The 17,222-nt window shown below is 63.1% G+C and carries 11 protein-coding genes and 2 pseudogenes; 7 read left to right on the top strand and 6 right to left on the bottom strand.

Annotated features, from left to right (window positions below; translation table 11 throughout):
* Window positions 1-55 precede the first annotated feature (55 nt).
* Window positions 56-1,264 carry a putative peptide maturation dehydrogenase gene (locus tag NDY25_RS12200; protein ID WP_168958595.1) on the bottom strand — a complete coding sequence of 403 codons (1,209 nt, stop codon included), beginning with the start codon at window positions 1,262-1,264 and terminating at the stop codon, window positions 56-58.
* Window positions 1,265-1,357: 93 nt separating this feature from the next.
* Between NDY25_RS12200 and NDY25_RS12195 the strand changes: the two genes are divergently transcribed.
* Complete coding sequence (locus tag NDY25_RS12195; RefSeq protein WP_168958596.1) at window positions 1,358-1,696, top strand: NHLP-related RiPP peptide; 339 nt, start codon at window positions 1,358-1,360, stop codon at window positions 1,694-1,696.
* Here NDY25_RS12195 and NDY25_RS12190 read toward each other — a convergent pair.
* The 4 genes from NDY25_RS12190 to aceB form a co-directional block, all read right to left on the bottom strand.
* Entirely contained in the window at window positions 1,636-4,287 is a 2,652-nt protein-coding gene (locus tag NDY25_RS12190) for a putative peptide modification system cyclase (RefSeq protein WP_168958597.1), read from the bottom strand. The two genes, NDY25_RS12195 and NDY25_RS12190, sit on opposite strands and share 61 nt — an antisense overlap.
* A 3-nt stretch (window positions 4,288-4,290) precedes the next feature.
* The gene (locus tag NDY25_RS12185) at window positions 4,291-5,367 is read right to left on the bottom strand and encodes a GGDEF domain-containing protein (RefSeq protein ID WP_168958598.1); all 1,077 of its coding nucleotides are present in this window, start codon (window positions 5,365-5,367) and stop codon (window positions 4,291-4,293) included.
* 254 nt (window positions 5,368-5,621) lie between these two features.
* Window positions 5,622-6,917 (bottom strand): isocitrate lyase, encoded by a 1,296-nt coding sequence (aceA, locus tag NDY25_RS12180; RefSeq protein WP_168958599.1) that lies wholly within the window; start codon window positions 6,915-6,917, stop codon window positions 5,622-5,624.
* Window positions 6,918-7,109: 192 nt separating this feature from the next.
* Window positions 7,110-8,726 (bottom strand): malate synthase A, encoded by a 1,617-nt coding sequence (aceB, locus tag NDY25_RS12175; protein ID WP_168958600.1) that lies wholly within the window; start codon window positions 8,724-8,726, stop codon window positions 7,110-7,112.
* A gap of 117 nt (window positions 8,727-8,843) precedes the next feature.
* Between aceB and NDY25_RS12170 the strand changes: the two genes are divergently transcribed.
* From NDY25_RS12170 to NDY25_RS12155, 4 genes and pseudogenes are all read left to right on the top strand, one after another.
* The gene (locus tag NDY25_RS12170; RefSeq protein ID WP_168958601.1) at window positions 8,844-9,800 is read left to right on the top strand and encodes a LysR family transcriptional regulator; all 957 of its coding nucleotides are present in this window, start codon (window positions 8,844-8,846) and stop codon (window positions 9,798-9,800) included.
* 393 nt (window positions 9,801-10,193) lie between these two features.
* A complete protein-coding gene (locus tag NDY25_RS12165) occupies window positions 10,194-11,456 on the top strand; it encodes a cation:proton antiporter (RefSeq protein WP_168958602.1) in 1,263 nt (420 codons plus the stop codon).
* A gap of 154 nt (window positions 11,457-11,610) precedes the next feature.
* Window positions 11,611-12,212: pseudogene (locus NDY25_RS12160) on the top strand (helix-turn-helix domain-containing protein).
* A 69-nt stretch (window positions 12,213-12,281) separates the two neighbouring features.
* Window positions 12,282-12,632, top strand: a complete 351-nt coding sequence (locus NDY25_RS12155) for a VOC family protein (RefSeq protein WP_168958603.1) — start codon at window positions 12,282-12,284, stop codon at window positions 12,630-12,632.
* A 19-nt stretch (window positions 12,633-12,651) separates the two neighbouring features.
* On the opposite strand, the gene NDY25_RS12150 is transcribed toward NDY25_RS12155, so the two are convergent.
* Entirely contained in the window at window positions 12,652-13,284 is a 633-nt protein-coding gene (locus NDY25_RS12150) for a TetR/AcrR family transcriptional regulator (RefSeq protein ID WP_168958604.1), read from the bottom strand.
* A 230-nt stretch (window positions 13,285-13,514) separates the two neighbouring features.
* Between NDY25_RS12150 and NDY25_RS12145 the strand changes: the two genes are divergently transcribed.
* Window positions 13,515-14,570 (top strand): MBL fold metallo-hydrolase, encoded by a 1,056-nt coding sequence (locus tag NDY25_RS12145; RefSeq protein ID WP_168958605.1) that lies wholly within the window; start codon window positions 13,515-13,517, stop codon window positions 14,568-14,570.
* Window positions 14,571-14,980: 410 nt separating this feature from the next.
* Window positions 14,981-17,139, top strand: a pseudogene (xopN, locus tag NDY25_RS12140) (type III secretion system effector XopN).
* Window positions 17,140-17,222: the final 83 nt, after the last annotated feature.

Genomic DNA, 17,222 nt, shown 5'->3' with positions numbered 1-17,222 from the left:
ACGCATAAAATCGCCTCAACGCACGATAGATGTGTCGAGGCCCGATGCTTGCTCGCTACTGTTGCCCGATCTCTCTGGAAGCCTCTCGATCAAGATCGATCGACCACACTGCGCCACCAGGATCCAGCTCCGTATTCCTCATTTCCTCGGCACGCCAACCGAAGCCGCAGATGGCCAACGGGCCATCCTGCAGGCCATCCAGGCCTAGCGCGTGTTCGATATCCACCTCGTTGATTGCCGAGGTGACAAACGCTCCCAGCCCCAAATCGGTCGCGCTCAAATAGAGCGTCTGTGCAATATGGCCCACGTCCAGAATCATTGCGCGGTAAGCCTTGGCATGGTTCCGATATTTCCAGAAGCTACGTAAAAACCGCGGCGCCAGAATCAACAGCACCGGCGCATCGGCAAACCAGTGCTGCCCCGACACTGCCTTGCGTGCGAAGTCCGCGAGCGGCTGTGCAGGCGATGGCAAGGGGTGCAACGCATGGTCGAGCGGGCGGTAGTGATAAAGGCCGCTGGCCATATCCTCGACCCGCTGCACCAGCAGATAGGTTTCGGTGGGATGCAGGCTGCCTCCCGATGGCACTGGCTTCTTCAAGAATGCGGTGTCGTGCCCGACCTCGATCCGCGCGCTCGCCATGACGCTGCGTTCGAGCATCTGGGCCAATAATTCGCTTGATAGAGGGCGCTGCGTATCGAAATTGCGGCAGGTCACGCGCCGCGCCAGCAGTTGATCGAACGTACCCGGCGTTGCGCGCGGCAACGCTATTCGGGCCTCGGCGCCTCCTTCGCCGCGGCTAACGACTTCTGCCGGCGGCGCACCCAGGCGCTCCACCATGCCTTCTGCAGTCGTCAGACCTTGCGCCTCCATCGTCGCCACGCTGTCCTCGCCTTTCCAACGCGCGAAGCGGTGCCACAACGCAGCCAATGGCCACCAGCGCTGCTGCTGCACCCGCTCGTCATTGTTGCGATGCGCTGCATGCTCCGGTTGATCGCTGATCACAAGCCCCTGCTCGATCAACCCATCGAGCCAGGCCGGTGGTGGCTGCGTCTGATCGATTGATCGCCAGCGCGTCGGGCTCAACTCGCTCAACCACTCGCGCTCGGCTGTGCCGACCTCCACTTCTGCATCGAGATGCGGCGCCAGTGCCAGCCATCGTGCGCGACGACGCAGCCCATCGCCGCCAGCAAGCAAGTGAGCAAGATCGAACACCGCATCGTTGCGAAGTTCGAAGAACAGCGTGGCACAGCGACGGATCTGCATAGGAACATCTCAAGGACGCATGAGCATGGTCGATATTGTGTCAGCTCTCCTGTCACACCACGCACCACACTCCCTCATTCTGCAGGCAAGACCATGACCGACTCAGCCGACAACGCACATCCTCCGCTCGATGCATCCATTGCCGACAAGCTGCTGGAGCTGCTGTCCAGCGACGACGACTTCCGCGAATGCTTTCAATGTAATCCGGCTCAAGCGCTTGCCCGGATTGGCGCAGCCGGCGCGAACGCCGACGACAGCGTGCCCAGCGTGGGAGAGCCATACTTCTGCATGACCACCAATCAGCTCGCCTCGAAGGAAGAGATTGCGCTGGCCCGCGCCGAGTTGCATAGCTACCTGACCCAGAACGCCAATCACACCGTGATCTTTGCCTTCGAATCGGAGAGCATCCGTTCTACCCTGGTGCGCAGGTAAGCGGGCAGACGCGACACAGGCCACGCACGTACAAATGCCTGCGCCTGTTCGCGTGCCTCGTGGGTGCGGCCGAGTGCATGCAACGACTCGGCCATCCATAGCTGTGCCAGCCGCGCATCGGCCACATTGAGCGGCTGCAGCGTTTGTGACGCGTTCGCCTCGATGTAAGCGCGACCTCGGCGCAGGGATAGCCAACGTGCTTGTTGCAGCGCTTCGGCATGCCGTCCGCTGTCGGTCAGCAGCGCATACAGCGCAACGCGGGTCTGGACGAGCGTGTCGTCACCGACTGACAGGTGCGCAATAGCCGCCGCACGGTCGCCCGTCAGCGCAAGATGTTGGGCTTCGACAATCGCGCGAAGGTCGGCAAGTACCGGCGTTTCATGTACCAGTGCCGGCTTGATCGCCTCAAGCGCGCGCGCGGTCAGACTATCGTCGCCGCTGCGTTGTGCGTGGCTGGCCACGATCAAGACCATCGCTGCATTGTCTTGCTGGTTCGCCATCGCCAACCTGTCGTCGGTTACTGCTGATGTCAACCGATCGAACGTCGGCTTCAGCTTGGTTGGGGTGGCCGGATCGGTTAGGGCGTCCGTCGTCAACGCAATGACCAGGAACTGCCGATAAAGGAAATCGTCGGCCTGCTTGCTACGCGTCAGAGCTTGCGCAATGGAAGCGCGCGCAGCCATCCAGTCGGCCTGATCGATCGCAATACTGGTGCGGTCGATCAACGGCACCACATCGTCGTTGACATAGCCGCTCCTCACGATCGTATCGAGCGCTTGCTGTGCTTCGGCGTAGCGATTCAGTGATGCTAATGCGCTGGCCCGCCGCCGTAGCGGACCGGCGCGATCAACGTCATCAGGGACAAAATATTTTAATGCGGCCTCGGCTTTTCCCTGAGCCAGCAAAATGCGTCCAACCCGATCCGTGGCGATCGCACGTAACGGATCCTGCGGAACATCGGCTGCCTGCGCATAGGGAAGCGCCTCGGCAAAACGATTGGCTACGAATAGATGCCAGGAGGCATTGGCGGTTCCAGCGAAATTGTCCGGATACAGCGATGCCAGAGTTCGCCACAGCGGCAACGCTTTCTCGGGCGCACGCAACTCGGCCGCCCAGGCATCCAGATAGAGCTGGTCACGCTCCGGCAAACGCCGGCGGAAACGGATCGCTTGATCCAGATACGGCAGCGCGCCATCGCGGTCGGAGATGGCGACCTTGATGCGTGCTGCGCCCAGATAGGCCAAGGCAAATTCCGGGTCGATGCCAACTGCGCGCTCGAAGAGTTCCATGCCTTGGCTCCACTGGCCTTTCACCGTGGCGTCGACACCGAGGGCATAGGCACGCAATGCATCCAGGCTTGAGGTGGTGACGGCGGGCAATGGCACCGAATGCTTGTCGATCGAAGCGACAACTTCGCCAAGTCCCTGCCTCAACTTACGGGTGACCTGATCTACGGACAACAGCGCAGACGGTAAGCCATCGCCTTGCACAAACTCCGAGTACACCGTGGTCTGCGTGCGTGGATCCACCAACTCCACACTGAAGCGGAGCTTGCCCCCAATCTCGGCCACAGTCGGCAGAATGACTGCACTGGCGCCATCGCGCATGGCCACTTCCGAGGCGATGGCACGATCGACGACAACGCTGTCCGGATCGCGCTTCATCCGGGTCATTGTGTCGCGCACTTTCATATCGCTCAGGACATTGACGTAGCGCGACTGCTCCAGGCTGATGCGTAGCGCCTGCTCCAGCGAACTGTCGAGCAGCGTATTGCCCGTCAGATTGCGCAAGTCGCCCACCACCACCCAGCCGCGTTCGGCGAAAGCGATTGCGGGCTCGGCGCGAGTGAAAAACCACACCGACACACAGACAGTGACGACCAACAAGGTTTCCGCCAACAGCGCTGCCGGCCGGCGCCATAACGGAATATCGCGCCATGCCTTGGGCGAATGCCTGGGCGCGCGCAGCGGCGTGACATCGATCTCGCCGACCTCGTAAATCTCCATTGGCGTAGGCACGCCCTTGAAGCGCCAGCGACCGTGGGATTTCCACAACAGTCGCTCAGCATGCGTGCCAAGTTCGCGCGCAGCACGATGCGTCAGCGACTCGGCCACCGCCGAGATCAGGATCTGCCCGGGCCGTGCCATCGACATCAGGCGGGCGGCGGTGGGCTTGGCCAGGCCTTCCACTTCCAGCGGTTTGGCGCCGATGCTCACCGCTTCGTCGCTGTTGCGCCAGGTCAGCACTTCGCCGACGTGCAGACCCTGGCGCGCGCATAGCGTCAGCGCGCGGGCATCGCCCATCGCCTTGAGTCCACGTGCGTAATCCAGTGCGAAGCCCAGGCCATCGATAGGGCGATCGAACAGCAGCAACAACCCGTCCGAGCGGTCGATCAGACGGCCGCGCCATTGCTGCTGCAGTTTGACCACCCGACGGTCATGCTCGCGGAACAATGCGGCGGCGGCGTTGTCACCAATACGCTCGACCAGTGCGGTGGAATCGCATAGATCGGTCAACAGCAAGGTGCGCAGACGCGGGGCCTGGATCGCTTCCGACGACGCATCCTTGCGTGCGTGGGTGCGCGTGCTCATTGCTCAGTGATTGCCAGAGGCGAGCGTGTTGCCCGATACCAGCGTACTGCCCGGCGCAGCTGCTTCGTGCATGCACAACACGTTACCGCCCTGCCGCTTGGCCTGGTACAACGCGCTATCGGCCAGCGTGTACCAGTCGTTCCATGCCGCATCCGCATCGATCATGCACAGGCCGAGACTGACCGAGCAGCCTTGCTCGCTCTGGGTGTTGCCCAGGCGTGCTTCCACCGCACGCACGATGCATTCCCCGATGTGGTGCATCAGTTCCCGCGTGCCTTGCGCGACCAGCACGCAGAATTCGTCGCCGCCCAGCCGGCAAGCCAGATCGCCATCGGCGATCACCGAGCGCAGTGCATGGGCAACGTTCTGCAGCACACGGTCGCCGGCCAGATGACCGAATTCGTCATTGATGCGCTTGAAACGGTCGCAATCGATCAGGATCAGGCCCACACCGGGCACCGCGCCGGAACGCCGACATTCCTGCAGATGCAGCGCCAAACCGCGGCGGTTGTGCAGGCCGGTGAGCTCGTCGGTGCGACTCAACTCTTCGGTGTGGTTGAGTTTGTGCGAGGTGACATAGAGATTGTCCAGCGCCGCTTCCAGATCGTGGTTGCGACGGCGCAGCTGACGGATCAGCAACTGCTCGTTGTTGACCACACGCACGATGGAGCGGCGCAGAAAATGCGCCACCATCGACGGGTCGTGATCGACCAGGCGCTGAAAATCGTCGTGGGCCAGTTCGATCAGACGGCTGTCGGTAGAGGCACTGGCGCCGGCACTGCGTGCGTGGTCGCCGATCAGCAAGCCGAGTTCCCCGAAAAATTCGCCCGGGCCCAGATGCTTGAGCATCAGGTCCTCGCCAAAATCCAGATCGATCTGGCCGCTGACAACGATGAACATCTGCGTGCCCACGGCACCACGCTCGAACAGCGCCTGGCCCGCCGCCAACTCGCGCGCACGGCCGAAGCGGGCGAAAAACGCCAGCTCTTCGGCAGTCATCAGCGCATGCAGCCCGTCGGACAACGTTTTGGCAACGCCTCCAGTCGGTTCGACCGCGCCTGCGGTGTTGTAGCAAGTCATCCAGATTCCCTTAGGCTGGCCTACAACGTTAGCCCATGGACAAATCCTACAGGACCCCTTTGTTCAGCACCAGGTCACACTATTTCTCACGAATGAAGAGACGGAATGACGGGTATGAGGTGACAAAAAGGGCCCGGTTTCCCGAGCCCTCTCCCTCCCGAGCTGCACATGGCGGCTTGCTGCAGGCTAAGAGCGGCTAACAAAAACTACTGCGCGGCCGCCAGGAAGGCGCTCGCCACGTTTTGTTAGTCGTTCTAAGCCGCTTTTTCACTGTGAAACTGCTCTTCCTCGGTCGACCCACGCAGCGCGGTGGTGGACGACTGCCCCTGCTGAATCGCCTGCGTCACCGCGTCGAAGTACCCGGTGCCCACCTCGCGCTGATGCTTGACTGCGGTAAAGCCCATGTCCGCCGCTGCGAACTCGGCCTGCTGCAGCTCGACGAAGGCGCTCATCTGGCGGCGCGCGTAACCATGGGCCAGGTTGAACATGCCGTAATTCAAGGCATGGAAGCCGGCCAGGGTGATGAACTGGAATTTATAGCCGTAGCTCGCCAGTTCGGTCTGGAATCTGGCGATGGTGGCGTCGTCCAGGTGCTTCTTCCAGTTGAAGCTCGGCGAGCAGTTGTAGGCCAGCAATTTGCCGGGGAACTTGGCATGGATAGCTTGGGCGAAGGCGCGCGCGAATTCCAGATCCGGCTTGCCGGTTTCGCACCAGATCAGATCCGCATACGGTGCGTAAGCCAGCCCACGGCTGATCGCCTGATCCAGCCCGTTGCGGGTCTTGAAGAAGCCTTCGACAGTGCGCTGCCCGGTGGTGAACGGCTGATCGTTGGCATCCACATCGCTGGTGATCAGATCGGCCGCTTCGGCATCGGTGCGTGCGATCAACAGCGTAGGCACGCCCAACACATCGGCCGCCAGACGCGCGGCATTCAACTTTTCGATCGCCTCACGCGTAGGCACCAGCACCTTGCCGCCCATGTGGCCGCACTTTTTCACCGACGCCAATTGATCTTCGAAATGCACGCCGGCCGCGCCGGCTTCAATCATCGCCTTCATCAGCTCGAAGGCGTTGAGTACGCCGCCGAAGCCGGCTTCGGCATCAGCCACGATCGGCTGCAGGAAGTCGATGTCATCGTTGCCTTCGGCGTGGTGCAATTGATCCGCACGCAGCAAGGTGTTGTTGATGCGCTTGACCACCGCCGGCACCGAATCGGCCGGATACAGCGATTGGTCCGGGTACATCTGCCCAGCCAGATTCGCATCGGCGGCGACCTGCCAACCGGACAGGTAAATCGCCTTCAAACCGGCCTTGACCTGCTGCATCGCCTGATTGCCGGTCAACGCGCCCAGCGCATTGACGAACGGCGTGGTGTGCAGCGAGGCCCACAACTTGTCCGCGCCCAATCGTGCCAGCGAATGCTCGACATGCACGGTGCCGCGCAGGCGCACCACATCGGCCGCGGTGTAATTGCGGGTGATGCCGGTCCAGCGTGGGTTGCTGGCCCAGTCCTGCTGGATCTGTTCGGCGGTCTGCAGTGTGTTGCTCATGGTGCGTTCTCCTGACAGGGATACGGCGGATGCAACGAGGAAGGAATCGCGCGGTGTGCTGTGCGCGGGGCATGGCATGGCCGTCGTTGCGCGTGGGCGCAATCGGGCGGTGTGCGGTGTTGACGTAGTGCGTTGCGTTGATGGGTTGCAGCGACAGCACGCGTGCTGTGGCCTGTCGCTGCAGCGGATAGATCAATCGATCAATCGGTACGCCGGCACGGTAAGGAAGTCGGCCAGTTCATCGGCGCGGCTGAGTGTTTCCAGCAAGGCGATGGCGTCGTCGATGCGCGCAGCGCCAGGCAGTGCGTTGGTCGCGCCCAGGCGTGCCGGCAGCGCACGCAACGCGGTCTGCAATAACTGCTGATCGATCACAGTGCCGTCGTCCAGATGCTGGCCGTGATGCAGCCACTGCCATAGTTGCGCACGGCTGATTTCTGCAGTGGCGGCGTCTTCCATCAGGTTATGGATCGGCACGCAGCCATTGCCGTCCAGCCAGGCGGCCAGGTAGCGCACGCACACTTCCACATTGCCCTCAAACCCTGCGCGGGTGACGTTGCCCGGCGAGGGGGCGATCAACATGTCGCGCGTCACCTGCACGTCGTTGCGCAAGACGTGATGCTGATGCGCGGTGGGCATGTGCTCGTCGAACAATTTCATCGCCACCGGAATCAAGGCCGGGTGCGCCACCCAGGTGCCATCGTGGCCTGCGGTGACTTCGCGCAGCTTGTCGGCGCGCACGCGGGCCATCGCCTGCTCGTTGGCGGCTTCGTCGTGATTGATCGGAATCTGCGCGGCCATGCCGCCCATGGCATGCGCACCACGGCGATGACAGGTCTTGATCAACAGTTCCGAATACGCCTTCAAAAACGGCTGGGTCATGGTGACCTGACCACGCTCGGGCAGTACGCGGTCGCGGTGCGCGCGAAAGGTTTTCAGATACGAAAAGATGTAATCCCAGCGCCCGCAGTTCAGCCCGACGATGCGATCGCGCAGCGCGTGCAGGATCTCGTCCATCTCGAACACCGCCGGCAGCGTTTCGATCAGCACGGTCACCTTGATCTGCCCATGCGGCAGGCCGAGCATCGCTTCGATATGCGCCAGCGCGGTCTCCCACAGCGCGGCTTCTTCCATGCTCTGCAGCTTGGGCAGGTACAGATACGGGCCACGGTCTTTGGTCAGCAGCGCGCGGCCGTTATGGAAGGCGAACAACGCGGCATCGAACAGACCGCCGGCCAGCGGCTGACCATCGACGAGCACATGCTTCTCGTCCAGATGCCAGCCACGCGGGCGCACGATCAACACCGCACGTTCGGCTTCCGGCCGCAATGCGTAATGCTTGCCGTTGGGCGCATCGAAGCTGAGATCGCCGCGGACCGCGGCGGCCAACGTGCGCTGCCCGGCCAGCAGGTTGCGCCAGGTCGGCGCGGTGGAATCTTCGAAGTCGGCCATGAACACCTTGGCGCCGGAATTCAGCGCGTTGATGACCATCTTCGGATCGGTGGGGCCGGTGATCTCGACGCGGCGGTCCTGCAGCGCCGCCGGCAGTGCGGCCACGCGCCAGTCGCCGGCGCGGATGGCGCGGGTGTCGGGGCGGAAGTCCGGCAACTGGCCGGCGTCGAACTCGGCCTGGCGCACCCGCCGCTGGGCGAGGCGCTGCTGGCGACCGGGTTCGATCGCGCGGTGCAGCGACACCAGCAACGCCAACGCGGCGGCTGGCAGGAGTTCTGCCTGGCCAGCCAACTGCGTGGTCAGCGACAGACCGGGAGTGGCGCGTTCGGTGGAGCGTGGAGCGAAAGCGGTGGCAGACATGGCGTAAGTCCTTTGCATCCGGACCTGCACCGTGCGCCGCCAACAACTATTTGACAAAGCAGTTTTATCAATGCTGTAAATAAGCCGAGCTTATAGTGGATTTTCGTACCCACCCAAATGGCGCCAACCCCTCGATTTTCCTACAAATCCGACCGGCTCAAGCCGCTGCGTGCGTTCTGCCAGACGGTTAGATTAGGCTCGGTCTCACGGGCGGCTGAGGCGCTTTATGTCAGCCAGCCGGCAGTGACGCTGCAATTGCAGGCGCTGGAGCGCGACCTGGGCGTGGCCTTGTTCGAGCGCTCCGGGCGCCGGATGGCACCCAGCCGCGAGGGCCAGCTGCTCTACGACATGGCGCTGCCGCTGGTGGAAAGCCTGGACGGGCTGGAAGCGAGCTTTCGCGAGAAGGTGCGCGGGCTGGATGCGGGCGAGCTCAATATCGCCGCCAACAGCTCCACCATCCTGTACCTGCTGCCGCGCATCGTGGCGAACTTTCGCGCGCGCCATCCGGACGTGCGCCTGACACTGCACAACGCCATCAGCGCCGATGGCACCGATCTGCTGCGCGAGGATGCGGTGGACCTGGCAGTCGGCTCGATGCTGGACGTGCCGGCCGACCTCAACTATGCGCCGGTCTATCGTTTCGAACAGTTGTTGATCACCCCGCCCGATCACCCGCTGGCAAGCAAGCCCACCGTCACGTTGCAGGATCTGTCGCCGTATCCGCTGATCCTGCCGCCGCGCCGGCAGGTGACCTATCGGCTGGTCGATCTGGTCTTCCAACAGGCACGCGTGCCCTACACCGTGGCCTTGGAAGTGGGCGGTTGGGAGGTGATCAAGCAATACGTGGCGATGGGCATGGGCATTTCCATCGTCACCGCGATCTGCGTCACCGACGCCGACCGCGACAAACTCGCCACACGCTCGCTCAAGGATTATTTCCCCACCCGCAGCTACGGCGTGGTGGTGCGCAAGGGCAAATATCTCTCGCCGCAGGCGCGTGCGTTTATCGAGCTGATCCAACCGGATCTGTTCACGCCGCGCGGGTATGACGAAAGTGGCGATTCGGAGCGGTGAGTTTCTTCTGCGTGCTGCGTGCGTGTGAGTTCGAATTATGTCTGACCTTGCTCGACAGGAATTGAGTATGAGTTCGTCATGCATCCTCCATCGAAGTTGCAGTGTTCGGCATGGGCGTCGTCATTTCGAGGGCGTCGCTCGATCAAGCCGTGCAAGCGCAAGGAAGACAGCACTGAAGATCGGTTCCTGCATGCAGTACCGGCCACTCCGCATCGCGCAGAGTTTTTGCCAGCTCGCTAGCACTGCACGGCATTTGTCGTCATAGACTAGGCCGATGCTGCAGGCAGCAATGCATTGCAGTGCCCGGTGCTCAGTCCAGGGGAACGACTGACCGCAGCACAGCAGTCCCGCACTGCGGGGCGAGCCGACTCAACCGATGCAAAGGCTGACGCAATGAATCCGACCACGTTGTTGCTGGTGCAGTTGGCGGTGATCCTGGGCGCGGCACGTGCATGCGGCGCGCTGTTGCAACGCGTCGGGCAGCCGCCGGTGATCGGCGAAATGGCGGCCGGGTTGTTGCTGGGGCCGATCGCATTCGGCGCATGGTTGCCGGACTTGCACGGCGTGTTGTTCGCTTCCAACAGTTTGCCGCCGCTCTCGGGCCTGGCCACTATCGGTGTGGTGCTTTTCATGTTCATCGTGGGAGTGGAGCTGCGCGCGCCGGAAGGCACCTCCGCGCAGGTGCGTGCATCGATCCTGGTAGGCTTGTCGGGCATCGTGCTGCCGTTGTCGCTTGGCCTGGCCGCGGCTCCGTGGTTATTTGCGCGGTTCGCACCGCAGGGCATCGCGTTCTGGCCGTTTGCGTTGTTCATCGCCGCGGCGATGTCGGTGACCGCATTTCCGGTGCTGGCGCGCATCCTCAAGGACCGCAATCTGACCCGCACGCCTGCGGGCCGGTTGGCGCTGGGCGCGGCGGTGATCGACGATGCCACGGTGTGGATGTTCCTGGCGATCGTGCTCACGCTGACCGGCGGCAACACGCATGGCGGTGTCGGCTTCACCGCCGCCGGTGCGTTGGGGTTGATTACGGTGGTTTTCGGCCTGTTGAAGCCCGCTTACGCGCGCCTGCTGCGGCCACGTGTGAACGATGGGCGCTATGCGCCAACTGCGCTGGTGTGGGTGTTGATCGGTTTGCTGGCTTGCGCCGCAGTGGCCGAATGGATCGGCCTGCATGCGATCTTCGGCGCGTCCCTGTTCGGCATTTGCGTGCCGCGCGAAGACCGCTTGCTGGAACACCTGGCTGGGCGCATCGAGCCATTGGCGATCACCTTGCTAATGCCGGTGCTGTTTGCGGTCGCCGGCCAGGCCACCAGCCCGGGCGTCTTCGTGGGCGCCGGCATCGCCGGCTTTGCGCTGGTGGTCGGCGTGGCGGTGACCGGCAAGCTGGTCGGCTGTACGCTGGGCGCGCGCCTGAGCGGTCACGATTGGCGCGACAGCCTGACCGTGGGCTCGCTGATGAACGCGCGCGGCCTGATGGAGTTGGTGGTGATCAAGATCGGCCTGGACAGCGGCGTGATCGGGCCGGACCTGTTCACGCTGCTATTCGGCATGACCCTGGTGACCACAGTGATGACCTCACCGATGGTGGCCTGGTTGCAACGCGGCAGGCAGACGGGCAATGCCAACGGGTTGGGTGCGGGTAACTCAACGCATTGACGCTGCAGCACTGGCAGACTGCGTGTGGCGCCGGTCGCCGCGTTACGTACTTCCGTATTGGCATTTCGTGTCGAATGCATGCGATTGGCAATGTGCATTCTCAACGCTGCAGTCGCTGAGCAGCACCGCATCCACTTCTTTACATGGCGCAGTGATGTCCGACCCCTCTGAGTCCTGTTATGCCGAAAGCGCAGCGCCTCCTGCGTTGCGTGCGCAACTGCAGTGCAGCTGGCGATTTCGCCAGAGCACGATTTCGATGGAACCCGTACTGATATTGCCCGATGGCAGCGTCGATCTGATCTGGGATGGCACCACGGTTTTCGTTGCCGGGCCGGATCGCCGCTATGGGGCGTGCAGGGCCGCACCTGGCAACATCGCCTGGAAGATGGCGCCGATCCACTGCATACCTTGCACGCGCTCTGCCAACAGCACACCACATCGCAAGATCAACAGATGGCATGGCTGTTCGATCAGTTGGCTGTCGGCAGGCCGATGCGGCTTGCCGAGCTGACCCAATCGCTGGGCATCAGCGAGCGCTCGTTGCGCCGCCGCTGCCAGGACGCGTTCGGCTACGGCAGCAAGACCTTGGAACGGATTCTTCGGTTGCAGCGTTTTCTGCGTATCGCCCGCCAGCACCGCACGTTGACCGACGCTGCGCTGGACGCAGGCTATGGCGATGCGCCACATCTGGTGCGCGATGCACGCCAGCTCAGCGGCCTGAGCCCGCGCGTGTTGGTACAGCAGCACGCGCGCTGAGCTGGCCGTTTTCGCCAAGCCACGTGCATGCACCGATTGCATGCTGTGCCTCCATTCCAGGAGCACGCCATGACCGACAACGCGCCACAGCACCGCATTGATTACCTTGAATTCGCCGTCGACTCGATCGCCATCGCCAAGACCTTTTACGCGCAAGCATTTGACTGGACGTTTCAGGATTACGGCCCGGACTATTGTGAATTCCGCGACGGGCGCCTGACCGGCGGCTTCTTCCACGGCCCTGCGCAGCCCGGCGGCGCGTTGGTGGTGCTTGCCTCCGATGACCTTGACCATAGCCAGGCCCGCATCGAAGCGGCTGGCGGAAAGATCACCAAACCGCTATTCGCGTTTCCGGGCGGGCGACGCTTTCATTTCGCCGATCCGCACGGCTACGCATTGGCGGTGTGGTCGAAGGACTAAAGGCGCATCACGAGCGCACTCACTCGCGCCCGTACAACCCCAAAAACATCGCCACCGCCGATTCGGCCACCTGGGTCTGTTGCTCCGGCGACAACGGCGGCTGGCCCATGGTGAGCTGCGGCCAGAACGCGAAGCCTTTGATCAGCGCCTGCAGTTGCTGTGAGGCGAAGTCCGCCTCCACGCCGGCCAGGCGGCCGTCGGCCAGTGCGGCGCGCAGCCAGGTGGTGGTGCCTTCTTCCTTGCTGCCCAACTGCGATATCAGTTCGCGGGCACGCGCCGGCGAGTGGATGCCCTCGGCGAGGGCCACACGCGACAGATCGATAAATGCCGGGTCGTCGAGCAGGCGCAGCTTCTGCTGCAGCAACGTTATCAACTGCGCGCGCAACGGCTGGTCGGGCCGGTAAGCCAGGTTCACCGCATCGGCGCTGCGCTGCCACAGCCCGCGCAGGATTTCGCCAAACAACGCGTCCTTGCTAGGGAAGTGGTTGTAGACGGTGCGTTTGGAAACGCCGGCAGTGGCCGCCACGCGGTCCATGCTGGTGGCCTCGAAACCGTGCTGGCGGAACTCGGCAATGGCCGCCTCCACGATGGCGTGGCGCTTGCGGTCGGTCAGCCGCTGCGGTGCGGCTGGAGGGGAAGAGGCAGTCGACATTTGCCGATTTTACACCGGACAGTTTACTTTCACGCAAATAAAACTACACTGTGTAGTGTAATGACGATGGTCGGCAACGTGACGCGCGATTGTCACGCGGGCGCAGCCGGCGCATAGGAACCTCAGCGTACGAACGGTACCTGCAGATCCTGAGCACCGAGCACAGCCCAGTCGTCTGTTGGCCGCTCGCATTCCTTATCGCTACTCCCACGTCTCGCTCGGACTTTCCTATGGCTCCCCCTCGCCCTTCCCCGTATGCCGCCTCGCCGCAGTTCCGCGGTGGCCGGTTTCGCAATGTGCTGCCGTTGCCGACTGTCACGCTGAGCCTGCGCGAGCAGATCGGCCTGCTGTGGACGGTCTTGTTCGCCAAACCCAGCACCACGGTGCCGTCCGCACCGTTGCCGGTGCAGCCGTTGACGCGCGCGCAGTTGCTTGCCGCGCCCGATCGGAGTTTGTATCGCCTGGGCCATTCCACCGTGCTGATGAAGCTGGCCGGCGGGTGGTGGCTGACCGACCCGGTGTTCTCCAAGCGCGCCTCGCCGGTGCCGTTCGCCGGGCCAAAGCGTTTCCACGCGCCGCCGATTGCACTGGAAGAGGTGCCACCGCTGGCCGGGGTGATCCTGTCGCACAACCATTACGACCATCTCGACCGCGCCACCATCCGCGCGCTGGCCGACCGCGTCGGCGTGTTTGTCGCACCGCTCGGCGTGGGCGATCTGCTGGTTAGCTGGGGCGTGGACCCGGCCAAGGTGCGTCAGCTGGATTGGTGGGACTCCATCACCGTCGGTGGCGTGCAACTCACTGCTACTCCATCGCAGCATTTTTCCGGGCGCGGGTTGTTCGATAGCGGGCGGTCGCTGTGGTGTTCCTGGGCGATCCAGGACCGCGACCTGCGCGTGTTCTTCAGCGGCGACGGCGGCTATGGCCCGCACTTCAAGACCATCGGCGAGCAGCTCGGCCCGTTCGACGTGGCGCTGATCGAAAACGGCGCCTACGACCAGCAGTGGCCGCATGTGCACATGCAACCGGAGCAGAGCCTGCAGGCGTATCTGGACGTGGGCGGGCAGACGCTGCTGCCGATCCACAACGGCACCTTCGATCTGGCCATGCATGCGTGGCAGGAGCCGCTGGACCGCATCGTGGCACTGGCCGACAGCGCTGGCGTTGCGGTGGTCACGCCCTGCATGGGCGAGCGGGTGGATCTGCAGGCGCCGGCTAATCGCGTGCGTTGGTGGCGGCAGGATGCGGCATCACAGGCGTCGGATGGGTTGGTGGCGACACGGTAACTGGCCTGAGGCATGCCGATGCGTGCCATCACGTTTTGATGGCGCACCTCGCACGCGGATGCGGGCGTCACCCGCCGCCGCGTGACGCCTTCACCAACCCTGCCATGGGAAGCAGCGCACCCGACCTTGGCGCCCACACCTCCGGGGGATTCGGGTGCAGCGACGTCGGTTCCGCTATCCGGCAAAGATGTCCCCTGTAGAGTGGTTCAATCCCTGAGCAATACGATCCGCAGTTTGATCTTTCATCGGCAACGGTTTCGTCGCGTGCTTGAACTCGGTGCTCTTTTCGAGCCATGGCGACCACGCCGCCCCTCGACAATGCGCCCAGCTCAGGGCTGCGAGGCGATCGCATTCCTCGGCACCGGCCATTGATCGATGCCGCCACTGCATCAAGCGCCAGGAGAAATCTGATGACACCTGCTGCATCCGCCAATCCGCTCAGTCGCACTGTGTCAGCGTCAAGTGCGAACATCCATGAGATCGAAAAGAAACGTCCCCGGATACCCCGCCCAGCCGCTCGGATGCCCAGCCCGATGGCGCATTGACCATGCTATCCCGCGCCCCGAGCAAGCGCGGCAAGGAGACCGCAGATGCCACTGCGCACGCATCTCATACGGCTAGCCACCTGCACACGGTTGGTCTGCAGATTTCGCAGCCTGTAATGCCGTCGCATCCTGGCAAAGCGTCGCTGGTGCGACTCAAAGAGAAACTGGCTGCCGACAACCACCGTGCCGTCGAGCCGCGACTGGCCGCCGAATTGATCAACAAGGTCAGGCCGATGAAACTGCCGGACACCACCGGCGTGCAGAAACGCGCAGCGACACACACAGATTTGTTGAGCCGCATCCACGAAACGGATGCGATGGCTTGGTACAAGGCGCAGGGATTGAGCGAAGTCGAGGTTTCCGACTTGCGACGCACCGCGCTGTTGTCCGGCATGCCCAATCCCACCGGTAGTTTTCTAAACAATGCGATGCAGTTCATCGTTTCGCCGTGGATCAACTACGCAACCCGTCAGCCATGGGCAGGCGCAGGGTTCGGCTTTGCAACAGCGGCCATCGCCGCACCGATGAATGCGGTCCAGCAGTCGGCGGTGGTCAGTCTATGCGAATCCATCCGCGAGCATGGCGGTCACGTCATCGTGCCGGACAAGAATCAGATCAACGATAAGCATTGGCTACCGGACCTCGCGAAGGCACTGGAACGCCACATCGAAGAATTCAGTGGGTGCTGCGACAGGTTCCGAGAACTCAAGCACGCCGCAGACCAGCGACCAACGGCGGCGTCAGCTGAACAGCTTACCGAGGCCGCTGACCACTTGCTGCAAGCCGAAGCGCGCCTGCATCAGGCCCAGCACGACTTTGTCATGACCCAGGGCGCACACGACCGGCAATGGATGGGCAATCGCTGGCAGGCCGTCCCGCGCATCCTGCGTTCGCCATTGGCGGGCACGCTGGGCCTGCTCAGCAAAACCGGCGCAATGCGGGCGCTGTCGCCGACCGCGCAGACCGTCGGTGCCCTGTTGATGACAGCTGCGCAGCACGTGGCCGCCGGCTTCGACGAACAGGCAAAACAGGACTACAACAACAAGCTCAATCTGCTGTACGCCGATGTATTGACCGAGACAGGTAAATTGAAACTTGCACGTGGCGAGCCGGTTGCGGCAGAGGAGATCGATCAGACCAAACTGCGCAAACTGATCCAGTCGCCCACGCAGGCTCTGGTGAAACGCGTCATCAACGGACTGGTGTCGATGGAAAAAGCGCTCAACACGGAACTAGCCACGTCGCCCTCGCCGCAGGGGACGGCGGACGCCGACAACCTGGATCTGGAATCGGGCCACGGCACCGGCCCGGCGAAGGCGCTGAATTTGCTGCGCCAGGATCTGAAAGCCTTGCGCGAAGGCAAGTTGGACGAACTCCATCCAGACGGTGTCGCTGCAGCGGTGCTGCTCGGCGCCGAGAAGTCGGTGGTGTCGGAGCAACTGATCAACGATATCGCCAAGAAGTACACCTCGCGCGAGTTCTCCGCACAGACCGCCCAACGCATTGGCCAGATGTTCCATCTCGGCGTGCTGGGCAGCGCGGCATCCTCGGTGATCGGCAAGGCCAGCTCTGCGGCGCAGGGTGGAACGCGCAACGTGCCGACCGCACAGACCCTGGCGATCTCTGCCCTGTCCGGAACCATGGCTACGGTCGGCGCGCTGAATCAGCACACCGCCATCACCGTCAAGAACAATCGCCGCGAGGGCGACACCGACATCGGATTGAAGCAGCAAGTCTTACGTGGCGTGATGGGGGGCGCCAACGAAGCGCTGTCCCAGCGTCGGGCGACCACGGCGAGCCGAGCGATCAACGCGCTACTGCAAGGCAACGATGTGGAACAGCTGTTGGGTCAGGCCAAGGCGCTCACCCAACCGCCCGGTGCCACGTCCTCCGCAGCGCAGGGCGCGCCGTCGCTGACCCTGCCGCAGGCGGTGGAGCGGCTGCGTCCGGGAGCAGCGTCCACATCGCAGTCGCACGAAGTGATCGTGCAGATCGGGGACGATCAGGCGCCGCAACCGGCATGATGCGGCACCGACCGCGGCGATGCATCAAAAGCGACGCAACAAAAACGGGATGGCCGCAAGGCCATCCCGTTTTCGATCATCGC

It is taken from the genome of Xanthomonas hortorum pv. pelargonii, from assembly GCF_024499015.1.
GTDB classification, from domain to species: Bacteria; Pseudomonadota; Gammaproteobacteria; order Xanthomonadales; family Xanthomonadaceae; genus Xanthomonas; species Xanthomonas hortorum_B.
Note: the sequence above shows the minus strand (reverse complement) of the source record. Positions and strands in the feature narration are given on the sequence as shown.

Excerpts from the sequence above, each read along its gene's own strand:
- aceB (WP_168958600.1), bottom strand. The coding sequence starts at position 8,726 with ATGTCTGCCACCGCTTTCGCTCCACGCTCCACCGAACGCGCCACTCCC.
- NDY25_RS12155 (WP_168958603.1), top strand. The coding sequence starts at position 12,282 with ATGACCGACAACGCGCCACAGCACCGCATTGATTACCTTGAATTCGCC.
- NDY25_RS12200 (WP_168958595.1), bottom strand. The coding sequence starts at position 1,264 with ATGCAGATCCGTCGCTGTGCCACGCTGTTCTTCGAACTTCGCAACGAT.
- NDY25_RS12185 (WP_168958598.1), bottom strand. The coding sequence starts at position 5,367 with ATGACTTGCTACAACACCGCAGGCGCGGTCGAACCGACTGGAGGCGTT.
- NDY25_RS12150 (WP_168958604.1), bottom strand. The coding sequence starts at position 13,284 with ATGTCGACTGCCTCTTCCCCTCCAGCCGCACCGCAGCGGCTGACCGAC.
- NDY25_RS12190 (WP_168958597.1), bottom strand. The coding sequence starts at position 4,287 with ATGAGCACGCGCACCCACGCACGCAAGGATGCGTCGTCGGAAGCGATC.
- NDY25_RS12165 (WP_168958602.1), top strand. The coding sequence starts at position 10,194 with ATGAATCCGACCACGTTGTTGCTGGTGCAGTTGGCGGTGATCCTGGGC.
- NDY25_RS12170 (WP_168958601.1), top strand. The coding sequence starts at position 8,844 with ATGGCGCCAACCCCTCGATTTTCCTACAAATCCGACCGGCTCAAGCCG.
- NDY25_RS12145 (WP_168958605.1), top strand. The coding sequence starts at position 13,515 with ATGGCTCCCCCTCGCCCTTCCCCGTATGCCGCCTCGCCGCAGTTCCGC.
- aceA (WP_168958599.1), bottom strand. The coding sequence starts at position 6,917 with ATGAGCAACACACTGCAGACCGCCGAACAGATCCAGCAGGACTGGGCC.
- NDY25_RS12195 (WP_168958596.1), top strand. The coding sequence starts at position 1,358 with ATGACCGACTCAGCCGACAACGCACATCCTCCGCTCGATGCATCCATT.